Origin of the sequence: Pseudomonas gessardii, from assembly GCF_001983165.1 — a bacterium.
Classification (GTDB): Bacteria; Pseudomonadota; Gammaproteobacteria; order Pseudomonadales; family Pseudomonadaceae; genus Aquipseudomonas; species Aquipseudomonas gessardii.
In genome coordinates, this window is record NZ_MNPU01000018.1 from 86,122 (window position 1) to 97,733 (window position 11,612).

Here is an 11,612-nt window from a genome sequence, read left to right on the forward strand (position 1 = left end):
GCCGGGCTTGCCCGCGATGCGGCAGGCCAGGCGCCAGATTAATAGGCTGGGTTCAATCAGCCGGGGTCGCGAAAGCCTGGGTGGAAGTCCTTGGGCACGGCCACGCTGACTGTGCTGTTAGTGGCGATATCAATGCCTTCAGTGGCCACTTCGGCCAAAAAGTCGATCTGCTCCGGGGTGATCACATACGGCGGCAGGAAATACACCACGCTGCCCAAGGGCCGCAACAACGCGCCGCGCTCCAGGGCATGCTCGAACACTTTCAGGCCGCGCCGTTCCTGCCACGGGTAGGCGGCCTTGGTGGCCTTGTCCTGGACCATCTCGATGGCCAGCACCATGCCAGTCTGGCGCACTTCCGACACATGGGGATGGTCCACCAGGTGTGCGGTGGCGGTGGCCATGCGCTGGGCCAGGGCCTTGTTGTGTTCGATGACGTTGTCTTCTTCAAAGATATCCAGGGTCGCCAGGGCCGCCGCACACGCCAGCGGGTTGCCGGTGTAGCTGTGGGAATGCAGGAAGGCACGCAGGGTTGGGTAGTCGTCGTAGAAGGCGCTGTACACATCCTCGGTGGTGACCACGGCGGCCAGGGGCAGGTAGCCGCCGGTCAGGGCCTTGGACAGGCACAGGAAGTCCGGGCGGATACCCGCCTGTTCACAGGCGAACATGCTGCCGGTGCGGCCGAAGCCCACGGCGATTTCGTCGTGGATCAGGTGCACGCCATACCGGTCGCAGGCTTCGCGCAGCAGCTTGAGGTACACCGGGTGATACATGCGCATGCCACCGGCGCCCTGGATCAGCGGCTCGACGATCACGGCGGCGACGCTGGCGTGGTTATCCGCCAGGGTTTGTTCCATGGCCTGGAACATGTTGCGCGAATGTTCTTCCCAACTCATGCCATCGGGGCGCAGGTAGCAGTCCGGGCTTGGCACCTTGAGGGTGTCCAGCAGCAAGGCCTTGTAGGTCTCGGTGAACAGCGGCACATCGCCAACCGACATCGCGGCGATGGTTTCGCCGTGGTAGCTGTTGGTCAGGGTGACAAAGCGATTTTTGTTCGGCTGGCCGCGGTTGAGCCAATAGTGAAAGCTCATTTTCAGCGCGACTTCGATGCATGACGAGCCATTGTCGGCGTAGAAGCAGCGGGTCAGGCCTTCGGGGGTGAGCTTGACCAGGCGCTCGGACAGCTCGATCACCGGCTGGTGGCTGAAGCCGGCGAGGATCACGTGCTCCAGTTGGTCCACCTGATCCTTGATACGCTGGTTGATACGCGGGTTGGCGTGGCCGAACACGTTGACCCACCAGGAGCTGACAGCATCGAGGTAGCGCTTGCCTTCAAAGTCTTCCAGCCACACGCCTTCACCGCGCTTGATTGGCACCAGCGGCAGCTGCTGGTGGTCTTTCATCTGGGTGCAGGGATGCCACAGCACCGCCAGGTCGCGTTGCATCCACTGGTTATTCAAGCCCATCTTTTCGTCTCCTCGAAGCGCTGCCGTGACCCGCGCAGGCAAAACAATCGCGCAAGCCTATGCAATGGCGGGCGGTGTCACAACCCAATTGAGCGTTTGTAGGATAATTCGCGATAAATGCAGGACGGTCTGTCACGTATCTTAGGAATAGTCGTTAATCCATCGTTAACTTAATCTGTGTACTCTTTAAGATCGTTTTTTTCGATGTTTCATAGCGAAATTTTCCGCTTTATATCGATAAGTAAAACGCTAGTCTTGAGCACGGCTCTTACGGGATTTGGTTAATGCAACTACGAAACTCATCGACCCGCTACGGCTGGGTCAGCATTGTGATTCATTGGGGCGTGGCACTGGTGGTGTTCGGTCTGTTTGCGCTGGGCTTGTGGATGGTCGGTCTCGACTATTACAGCGCCTGGCGTAAAGACGCGCCGGATTTGCACAAAAGCATTGGCCTTACGTTGTTTGCGGTCATGTTGGTGCGCATTGTCTGGCGCCTGCTCAGCCCGCCGCCGCCAGCGCTGGCCAGCTATAGCCGCCTGACCCGTATCGGTGCCGCATTCGGCCACGGGTTCCTGTATCTGGGGCTGTTTGCGGTGATGATTGCCGGCTATCTGATTTCCACCGCAGACGGTGTCGGGATCCCGGTGTTTGGTTTGTTTGAAATTCCTGCCGTGGTTTCCGGTCTACCGGACCAGGCAGATGTAGCCGGGCTGGTGCATTTGTACCTGGCCTGGGTGCTGGTGGTCTTTGCCGGCCTGCATGGCGTGGCGGCCTTGAAACACCACTTCATTGATCGTGATGCAACCCTGGTCCGTATGCTGGGGCGCAAAGCCTGATGTTCAACCTCGACTCACAAGGAATAGAAAGCATGTTGAAAAAAACTCTCGCCGCTCTGGCAATTGGTTCTGCTCTGCTGTCTGCTGGTTCGGCGATGGCGGCTGACTACGTGATCGACAAAGAAGGCCAGCACGCCTTCGTCGATTTCAAGATCAGCCACTTGGGCTACAGCTTCATCACCGGTACTTTCAAGGACCTGGACGGCAAGTTCAGCTTTGACGCTGCCAAGCCTGAAGATGCCAAGATCGAAGTGAATGTGCGCACCGCCAGTATCTTCAGCAACCATGCCGAGCGCGACAAGCACGTTAACAGCAAGGACTTCCTGGAGTCGGGCAAATTCCCGGATGCCAAGTTTGTCTCCACCAGCGTCAAGCCAACCGGCAAGAATGCCGATGGCAAGCTGACTGCCGATGTCACTGGCGACCTGACTTTCCACGGGGTCACCAAGCCAATCGTGGTCAAGGCTACGTTCCTGGGTGAAGGCAAGGATCCATGGGGTGGCTACCGTGCCGGCTTTGAAGGCACCACCAGCATCAGCCGCAAAGAGTTCAACAAGGATGGTATGGATGTAGGTCCACAGTCCGACAAGGTTGAGCTGTACATCACCTTTGAAGGTGTAAAAGCGAAGTAATGCTTTGTCTGTAGGAGCGAGCAAGCTTGCTCCTACAGTAGTTTGAAGGCATAAAAAAACGCCCCGTATCGCAAGATACGGGGCGTTTTTTATGCCAGCAACTTAGCGGTTGCGGGTCAGCAACGCTGGTTTTTCACCACGAGGGCGGCCTGGCAGTTGATCCAACTGCTCAGGTGTCGGGAAGCGATCGCTTTTCGACTCCTTGTGGATGATCTTCGGCGTGGTTCCGCTGCGCGGGTTCTGCACGGCTGGCTCGGAGGAGCGTGGCTGCTCATCACGGGCGGGGCGGCGGTTGCGCGACTCTTCGCGACGAGCCTGGCCGTCACGTGGTGCGCCGTTACGCGGACCATTGCGCTTGGCCGGTGGGGTGCCGGTGGTGGCGCCGTTGCTGCTGCGCGGAGCGTTCTGGCGACCCTGTGGCTGGCCGCCGGTGCGCGGAGCACCTGCACCCGGTGCCGGGGCACCCGGGCGACGACCACGACCCTGGGCCGGTTTGGCCTGGGGCACGTAGTCTACGCGGTTACCGAAGTTATCCACGTCATCGTCGAGGAACTCATCCGGTGCGCGGTCGGCTGCGGCGCGTGGCGGCTGGCTCGGCTGGCGCTGTTCGCGGGCCGGGGTGCCTTCGCGGGGCTTTTGCTCACGGGCTGGGCGTTCGCCACGGCCGTTGGTGGGCGCCTTGTCTTTGCCGCCCTTGTCCTTGCCTTTGTCGCGACGACCACCGCCACCGCCGCCGCCGTTCGGGCCATCGCCCTTGGGCCCACGTGGGTTGCGCGGGTTACGCACGTCCGGGCGCTCGCGCACTTCCGGTTTCTCGGCTTCCACGGTGCTGGCATCGAAGCCCATCAGGTCGCCGTCGGCGATTTTCTGCTTGGTCATGCGCTCGATGCTTTTCAGCAGTTTTTCTTCATCCGGGGCGACCAGGGAAATGGCCTCACCCGAACGACCGGCCCGGCCCGTACGGCCGATACGGTGCACGTAGTCTTCATCGACATTTGGCAGCTCGAAGTTGACCACGTGCGGCAGTTGGTCGATATCCAGGCCGCGGGCGGCGATATCGGTGGCGACCAGGATCCGTACGGAGCCGGCCTTGAAGTCGGCCAGGGCCTTGGTCCGCGCGTTCTGGCTCTTGTTGCCGTGGATGGCGACGGCGGTCAGGCCGTGCTTGTCCAGGTACTCGGCCAGGCGGTTGGCGCCGTGCTTGGTGCGGGTGAACACCAGGACCTGTTCCCAGGCACCGGCGGTGATCAGGTGGGCCAACAGCGAGCGCTTGTGGCTGGCTGGCAGGCGGAACACCCGTTGCTCGATACGCTCGACCGTGGTGTTGGGCGGCGTGACTTCGATGCGCTCGGGGTTGTGCAGCAGTTTGCCGGCCAGGGCGGTGATGTCGTTGGAGAACGTTGCCGAGAACAGCAGGTTCTGGCGTTTGGCCGGCAGGCGCGCGAGGACTTTCTTCACGTCATGCACAAAGCCCATGTCGAGCATGCGGTCGGCTTCGTCCAGCACGAGGATTTCCACGTGGGACAGATCGACGCTGCCTTGGCCGCACAGGTCGAGCAAGCGACCTGGGCAGGCGACCAGCACGTCAACCCCGCGGGACATGGCCTGAACCTGAGGATTCATGCCGACGCCGCCGAAGATGCAGGCGCTGACGAACTTCAGGTCGCGGGCATAGAGCTTGAAGCTGTCATGCACTTGGGCGGCGAGTTCGCGGGTGGGGGTCAGGACCAGTACGCGGGGTTGGCGCGGGCCGTGACGTTGGGATTTGTCCGGGTGACCGTTGGGGAACAACCGCTCCAGAATCGGGAGGGCGAAGCCGCCGGTTTTACCAGTACCTGTCTGAGCCGCGACCATCAGGTCGCGACCTTGCAACACGGCGGGAATAGCCCGCTGTTGCACCGGAGTAGGCTCGGTATAGCCCGCTGCCTCGATGGCGCGGACTAAAGCCTCGGAGAGACCGAGGGAAGCAAAGGACATGAGTAATCCTGTTTGTAGTTAGGGCTTGGCCCAAAGGGATAATCTTGCCGGGCGCGAATCGCGTTTAGAGGAACGCAACCCCGTCCGGTCCTGCTGGGGCTGGCACGCACTCCAACAGCTCGCGCGGGCTGCAAAGCTGCGCAGTAGCGGGGTTGGATGCCTGTTAGACGACCACAGCGGCCGGGCGTAAGCCTGGCGGAAAGGCCGGAGTATAACAGAGCAATCACTGCGCGCTGCTTTCCTGCTGCTCAACGGTGTCGTCCAGCCGCGGCGAGGGCGCTATTTTCGCATGGATACCGGCATATTTCGCACTCAGGGCTGCGTAGGCCGGCTCTTGCTTGAAGCGCTTGAGTTCGGCAGCGAAGCGCTGCACCAGCAGGTCCATGCCCGCGCCACGGCGCACGGCGAGGAATTGCTTCTGGCTGCTGATCACCGGTGGCGCCTGTGTGACCTGGTGCTCCAGGCCCAACGCCTTGAGCACATGCTGGCCAACCCGGCGGTCGGTGATCACCAGGTCAATCCGACCACGGGCCAGCTTGCCGAAGTTGGCCTCATGGCTGGGCGCCGGTTCCCGGGTAAACAGGGTGGATTCGCTGAACCCGGCGCTATACAGGTAGCCAGGGGAGGTGCCGATGGTCAGCCCCTTGAGGTCCTCCAGGGTCTGGAACGGATGCGGGCGTTCGTTGGCGTAGAACATCACAAATTCAACCTTGGACAGCGGTTCGCTGGGGTAAAGCAGCGCAGCGTCGCGTTCGTGGCTGTGGAAAATATCCAGCGCGCCATCGGCCAGGCCCTGGTCGAGCATGGCCAGGCAACGTTTCCAGGGCAGGAACTGCCATTGCACCTCGATCCCCAGGCGCTGGAACACGATGACGGTGGTCTCGTAGTCGAGCCCGCGCATCTGGCCGTTTTCTTCGTAGACGTAAGGTGCCCAGGGCTCGGTGACAATGCGTAGTTTCTCGCCGTGGGCGGCCAGGCTCAGGCAAGTGAAAAGGACAGCGGTCAACAACTGGAGAATGACGGGCATACCCTGAGGTTACGACTGTCTCAGGGTAAAGAGAAGCTCTGGATCGGGGATCTTCAGGCCGCAAACCTGAACTTTTATTGTGCCGCCGAGCCGGGAAGGAGTCCGGGTCGGCGGTACGGGAGGGCAGCCTCAGCGTGGCAGCTTGAGGTTGTTCCAGATCGCCAGGCTCGGGTCGGCCTGGTTCAGGGTGTAGAAGTGCAGCCCCGGTGCGCCACCTTGCAGCAAGGTCTCGCACATGTCACTGATGACCTGCTCGCCAAAGGCCTGGATGCTCTTGACGTCATCGCCATAGGCTTCCAGCTGCTTGCGTACCCAGCGTGGGATTTCTGCACCGCAGGCGTCAGAGAAGCGCGCCAGCTTGCTGTAGTTGGTGATCGGCATGATGCCCGGCACGATCGGGATATTCACACCCATGGCCTGCACGCGCTCGACAAAGTAGAAGTAGCTGTCGGCGTTGAAGAAGTACTGGGTGATCGCACTGTTGGCGCCGGCATTGGCCTTGCGCACGAAGTTGTTGAGATCGTCCTCAAAGTTGCGTGCCTGCGGGTGCATTTCCGGGTAGGCGGCCACTTCGATATGGAAGTGATCACCGGTTTCCTCACGAATGAAGCTCACCAGGTCATTGGCGTAGCGCAATTCGCCGCTGGCCATGCCCATGCCGGACGGCAGGTCGCCACGCAGGGCAACGATACGCTTGATGCCGGCGGCCTTGTATTGGCTCAGCAGGCCACGCAGGTCGGCCTTGCTGTCGCCCACGCACGACAGGTGCGGCGCGGCGGGCACCTTGGCTTCGCTTTCCAGTTGCAGCACGGTGTTGATCGTGCGATCACGGGTCGAGCCGCCTGCGCCGTAGGTGCAGGAGAAAAAATCGGGGTTGTAGCTGGCCAACTGCTTGGCAGTCGCCATTAGTTTTTCATGCCCAGCATCGGTCTTGGTCGGGAAGAACTCGAAGCTGTAGCGACGGTCTTGGGACATGGTAATACCCTTGGAAACTCAAAAACCTGGAAGGCATACACAATCGATGCGGGTGCCGGGCTTTCTGTGGGAGCTGGCTTGCCTGCGATAGCATCAGCGCGGTATTGCTGGAATACCGTGGTGCCTGCATCGCGGGCAAGCCCGGCTCCCACAGAGGAGCCGGCGCCGGCAGGGCCGATCAGTAGCGGTAGGCGTGCGGCTTGAACGGGCCTTCAACCGTCACGCCGATGTAGTCGGCCTGGGTCTTGGTCAGTTGCGTCACCACGCCGCCGAAGCCGCGGACCATTTCCAGGGCCACTTCTTCGTCGAGTTTCTTCGGCAGTACTTCCACGGTCAGGCGCTCGGCTTTCTGGGCAGGCGACAGGTCGGCGTATTTTTGGCCGAACAGGAAGATCTGCGCCAGTACCTGATTGGCGAACGAGCCATCCATGATGCGGCTTGGGTGGCCGGTGGCGTTGCCCAGGTTAACCAGGCGGCCTTCGGCCAGCAGGATCAGGTAGTCGTCGTTCTGCGGATCAAAGCTGCCAGCACCGGTACGGTGAACCTTGTGCACCTGAGGTTTGACTTCTTCCCATGCCCAGTGCTTGCGCATGAAAGCGGTGTCGATTTCGTTGTCGAAGTGACCGATGTTGCACACCACGGCGCGTTTTTTCAGGGCCTTGAGCATGTTGGCATCGCAGACATTGACGTTACCGGTGGTGGTCACGATCAGGTCGATCTTGCCCAGCAGGGCCTTGTCGATGCTGGCTTCGGTGCCGTCGTTCTGGCCGTCGATGAACGGCGAGACCACTTCAAAACCGTCCATGCACGCTTGCATGGCGCAGATCGGGTCGACTTCGGAAACCTTGACGATCATGCCTTCCTGGCGCAGGGACTGGGACGAACCCTTGCCCACGTCACCGTAACCGATCACCAGGGCTTGCTTGCCCGACAGCAGGTGGTCGGTGCCGCGCTTGATCGCATCGTTGAGGCTGTGACGGCAGCCGTACTTGTTGTCGTTCTTGCTCTTGGTCACCGAGTCGTTGACGTTGATGGCCGGGATTTTCAGCTCGCCCTTGGCCAGCATGTCCAGCAGGCGGTGCACGCCGGTGGTGGTTTCTTCGGTCACGCCGTGGACACGGTCGAGGATGGCCGGGTACTTCTTGTGCAGCAGCTCGGTCAGGTCGCCGCCGTCGTCGAGGATCATGTTGGCATCCCAAGGCGCGCCATCCTTGAGGATGGTTTGCTCCAGGCACCACTCGTACTCTTCTTCGGTCTCGCCTTTCCAGGCGAACACCGGGATACCGGCAGCGGCGATGGCGGCAGCGGCCTGGTCCTGGGTCGAGAAGATGTTGCAGGACGACCAGCGCACTTCGGCACCCAGGGCAACCAGGGTCTCGATCAGCACGGCAGTCTGGATGGTCATGTGGATACAGCCGAGGATCTTCGCGCCCTTGAGCGGCTGCTCGGCGGCGTACTTGCGGCGCAGACCCATCAGGGCAGGCATTTCGGATTCGGCGATAAAGGTTTCGCGACGGCCCCAGGCAGCGAGGGACATATCGGCGACTTTGTAGTCGGTAAAACCTGCAGGCGTGATTACAGCGCTCATGAAGAGCCTCCATTCGTAGTGTGCGAATGGGCGCCGTTGTGCGTTTAGTATCCAGCCAGGACAACCCGGCGGGGCAACGCCCCATCCGAGCCTGACAGGCCAGGGCCTGCTGCAGCGCCCCTCGGACAGGTGGCGGGAGAACGGTATCGATCACCGATGACCGTTTGAAGCGGTGGCGATTATAGCTGCCTGCGCCTGACTTCCCAAGCCTTTCTGTCGGGCTCATGAAGATCGCTCATGGCGCTGATAGGTAATGGCTCGTAGAGCTTGGGCCGGCGCTCTGCCATGATGTCGGCCATCATTCGGCAAGACGCTTTGGAGTGAACATGAACTTCCACACCCGCAAATGGGTAAAACCCGAAGACCTCAACCCCAACGGCACCCTGTTCGGTGGCAGCCTGCTGCGCTGGATCGACGAAGAGGCCGCGATCTACGCCATCGTTCAACTGGGCAACCAGCGGGTGGTGACCAAGTACATCTCCGAGATCAACTTTGTCAGCGCTTCGCGCCAGGGCGACATCATCGAACTGGGCATCACCGCCACCGAGTTTGGCCGCACCTCCATCACCCTGACCTGTGAAGTGCGCAACAAGATCACGCGCAAGAGCATCCTGACTGTGGAAAAAATGGTCTTCGTCAACCTCGGCGAAGACGGCCTGCCGGCCCCCCATGGTCGTACCGAGATCAAGTACGTCAAAGACCAGTTCAAGGACGACAGCGAGTAACCTTCCTTGTCAGTAAGTGGCCATTGAACGCTGGTGATGGCTGGTAGGTCGTACCTGAACATCGTCACCCAACGTTCAGGTACGCCCATGGCCACGCAAGAAGACGGCAAGACTCCCAACCTGTCGCAGGCAGAGCAGCAGGATGTGGACAAGAACCAGCCACCCCGGGCGGCGGTGTTGCATGAAATCATCCGCACCCAGGGCGACCAGGAGCTGGAGCGCAGCGTCGCGGCGCTATGGTGGTCGGCGCTGGCCGCCGGCCTGACCATGGGCCTGTCATTGATGGCCATGGGGTTGCTCAATTCCCGTCTGCCCGACGGCGAAGCCTTCAAGGTGATCGCCAGCTTTGGCTACTGCGCGGGCTTTCTCGCGGTGATCCTCGCACGCCAGCAACTGTTCACCGAAAACACCCTGACCGCCGTGCTGCCGGTGATGAGCAAGCCGACCCTGGGCAATGCCGGGCGCTTGGTGCGGCTGTGGACGGTGGTGCTGGTGGGCAACCTGTGCGGCACGTTGCTGGTGGCCTATGTGATGTTGCACCTGCCGATCTTCGACACCAGGACCGACCAGGCCTTCCTCGAAATCGGGCGTAAGATCATGGAAAACGACACGGGCCAGATGTTCGCCAAGGGCATCGTTTCCGGCTGGATGATCGCCACCATGGTGTGGATGATCCCGTCCATGGAAAGCGCCAAGATGTGGATCATTATCCTGATCACCTACCTGATGGCGCTGGGCGACTTTACCCACATCGTCGTCGGTTCGGCAGAGGTGTCCTACCTGGTATTTGCCGGCGAACTGCCGTGGAAGGACTTCTGGCTGGTGTTTGCCGGGCCGACCCTGGCCGGCAATATCATCGGCGGCAGTTTTATCTTCGCGCTGATCAGCCATGCGCAGATTCGCAGCGAATGCAGCCTGCCGGGCAAAAAGGCGGCGGCCCCCAGGCATCCGCAGCGGACCGACAAGGATCAGTGAGGCCAGGGTGCGCCAGCGCGGTATTTGGTATATGTATGTGCTGACACATCACGAATCACTTACAGGAGGTTCCATTGCTTGCGACAGTCCTGGTACTGATAGCCGCACTGTTGCATGCGACGTGGAACACCTTGATCAAATTCAGCGGCGAACGCCTGTTGGTGATCGCCTGCATGGACAGCGTTGCGCTGCTGTTTGTGCTATTGGCGGTAGGGTTTGTGACGCTGCCGCCCCTGGAAATCTGGCCGTGGATCATCGCGTCGGCCCTGTTCGAGTTGCTCTACCGTTACCTGCTGATCCAGGCCTACCGCGTCGGCGACCTGGGCTTGGTGTATCCACTGATGCGTGGTTTGTCGCCGCTGGTGGTGCTGGCGTTGACCCTGGTGTTTGCCGGGGAAGTCCTCAGTACCCAGCAGATTGTCGGCATCCTGCTGATCCCGTTCGGCATGTTGTGCCTGTTGTGGCAAGGCGGTGGCGGGGATCGGTTGCCCTGGTCGATGTTACCGGTGGTGGCGCTGATCGGCCTGTGCATTGGCTGCTATACCTTCCTTGATGGGCAGGCGCTGCGACGCTGGTCGCACCCGTTGGACTACCTGGTCTGGCTGACCCTGATTAGCGCCTGGCCCTTTCCCTTGCTGGCCATGGTGCGCAAGCGCGCGGCGTTCAGCCTGTTCTGGCGCACCCAGTGGCGGTTGGGGTTGAGCGTGGGATTGTGCGTGTTGTTGAGCTACGCTCTGGTACTTTGGGCCATGCAGTTGGGCTCGATTGCCGAGGCCGCCGCGCTGCGGGAAGTCAGCGTGATCCTGGTGGTGTTGTTCGGTATGCGTTACCTGAAAGAACCTTTCGGCCGCTCCCGGCTCTTAGCCTGTGGGTTGGTGCTGATCGGCATGTTCGTGATGAAACTCTAACCAGCGGATAAAACTAAAAAAGGAATGAGTGATGACTGTCGCTTTCTGGTGTGTGTTGATCGCAATTTTTCTGCCTTACCTGTGTACCGGCGTGGCCAAGTTCAGTGGTGGCAAGTTCGGCCCCCGGCAGAACCATGACCCCCGGGCCTTCCTCGAAACCCTCGAAGGCTTCGCCAAACGCGCCCATAGTGCACAGCTCAACAGCTTTGAAGTGACCCCGGCGTTTGCCGCTGCGGTGATCATTGCCCACCTGGCCGGCAACGCGGAACTGGTGACCATCAACGTACTGGCGGTGCTGTTTATCACCAGCCGCCTGCTGTACATCATCTGCTACCTGGCGGACTGGGCGATCTTGCGTTCGCTGGTGTGGTTCGTGGGCATGGCGTTGATTGCGAGCTTCTTCTTCGTCTCGATGTAAAGCCCACCGTAGATCCCGTGTGGGAGCGGGCTTGCTCGCGATAGCGGAGTATCAGCGACAGATTGGTTGGCTGACCCACTGCAATCGC

General features: G+C 60.8%; 11 protein-coding genes and 1 riboswitch. Of the genes, 6 read left to right on the plus strand and 5 right to left on the minus strand.

The genetic code is table 11. The features are described 5' to 3' along the window. Positions 1-56: 56 nt before the first annotated feature. Complete coding sequence (locus tag BLL38_RS14665) at positions 57-1,463, minus strand: adenosylmethionine--8-amino-7-oxononanoate transaminase (RefSeq protein ID WP_076963190.1); 1,407 nt, start codon at positions 1,461-1,463, stop codon at positions 57-59. 284 nt (positions 1,464-1,747) lie between these two features. On the opposite strand from BLL38_RS14665, the gene BLL38_RS14670 reads away from it, so the two are divergent. After that, on the plus strand, positions 1,748-2,299 hold the full coding sequence (locus BLL38_RS14670; RefSeq protein ID WP_076963191.1) for a cytochrome b: 552 nt from the start codon (positions 1,748-1,750) through the stop codon (positions 2,297-2,299). A gap of 32 nt (positions 2,300-2,331) precedes the next feature. Further along, positions 2,332-2,931: a YceI family protein gene (locus BLL38_RS14675; RefSeq protein ID WP_076963192.1), complete on the plus strand. Its 600-nt coding sequence runs from the start codon at positions 2,332-2,334 to the stop codon at positions 2,929-2,931. 102 nt (positions 2,932-3,033) lie between these two features. Here BLL38_RS14675 and rhlE2 read toward each other — a convergent pair whose 3' ends face one another. From rhlE2 to ahcY, 4 genes are all read right to left on the minus strand, one after another. After that, positions 3,034-4,908, minus strand: coding sequence for an RNA helicase RhlE2 (gene rhlE2, locus BLL38_RS14680; protein WP_076963193.1), 1,875 nt, complete (start codon positions 4,906-4,908; stop codon positions 3,034-3,036). A gap of 223 nt (positions 4,909-5,131) precedes the next feature. Next, positions 5,132-5,935: a substrate-binding periplasmic protein gene (locus tag BLL38_RS14685; protein WP_076963194.1), complete on the minus strand. Its 804-nt coding sequence runs from the start codon at positions 5,933-5,935 to the stop codon at positions 5,132-5,134. Positions 5,936-6,064: 129 nt separating this feature from the next. Next, positions 6,065-6,910: a methylenetetrahydrofolate reductase [NAD(P)H] gene (gene metF, locus BLL38_RS14690; protein ID WP_076963195.1), complete on the minus strand. Its 846-nt coding sequence runs from the start codon at positions 6,908-6,910 to the stop codon at positions 6,065-6,067. Positions 6,911-7,088: 178 nt separating this feature from the next. Next, complete coding sequence (gene ahcY, locus BLL38_RS14700; RefSeq protein WP_076963197.1) at positions 7,089-8,498, minus strand: adenosylhomocysteinase; 1,410 nt, start codon at positions 8,496-8,498, stop codon at positions 7,089-7,091. A gap of 21 nt (positions 8,499-8,519) precedes the next feature. After that, positions 8,520-8,627: riboswitch (S-adenosyl-L-homocysteine riboswitch) on the minus strand. 197 nt (positions 8,628-8,824) lie between these two features. On the opposite strand from ahcY, the gene BLL38_RS14705 reads away from it, so the two are divergent. The 4 genes from BLL38_RS14705 (at position 8,825) to BLL38_RS14720 (ending at position 11,524) form a co-directional block, all read left to right on the plus strand. Continuing rightward, positions 8,825-9,223: an acyl-CoA thioesterase gene (locus BLL38_RS14705; RefSeq protein WP_076963198.1), complete on the plus strand. Its 399-nt coding sequence runs from the start codon at positions 8,825-8,827 to the stop codon at positions 9,221-9,223. Positions 9,224-9,310: 87 nt separating this feature from the next. After that, a complete protein-coding gene (locus tag BLL38_RS14710) occupies positions 9,311-10,198 on the plus strand; it encodes a formate/nitrite transporter family protein (RefSeq protein ID WP_076963199.1) in 888 nt (295 codons plus the stop codon). A 74-nt stretch (positions 10,199-10,272) separates the two neighbouring features. Beyond that, positions 10,273-11,106, plus strand: a complete 834-nt coding sequence (locus BLL38_RS14715) for an EamA family transporter (protein WP_076963200.1) — start codon at positions 10,273-10,275, stop codon at positions 11,104-11,106. 31 nt (positions 11,107-11,137) lie between these two features. Beyond that, complete coding sequence (locus BLL38_RS14720; RefSeq protein WP_076963201.1) at positions 11,138-11,524, plus strand: MAPEG family protein; 387 nt, start codon at positions 11,138-11,140, stop codon at positions 11,522-11,524. Positions 11,525-11,612: the final 88 nt, after the last annotated feature.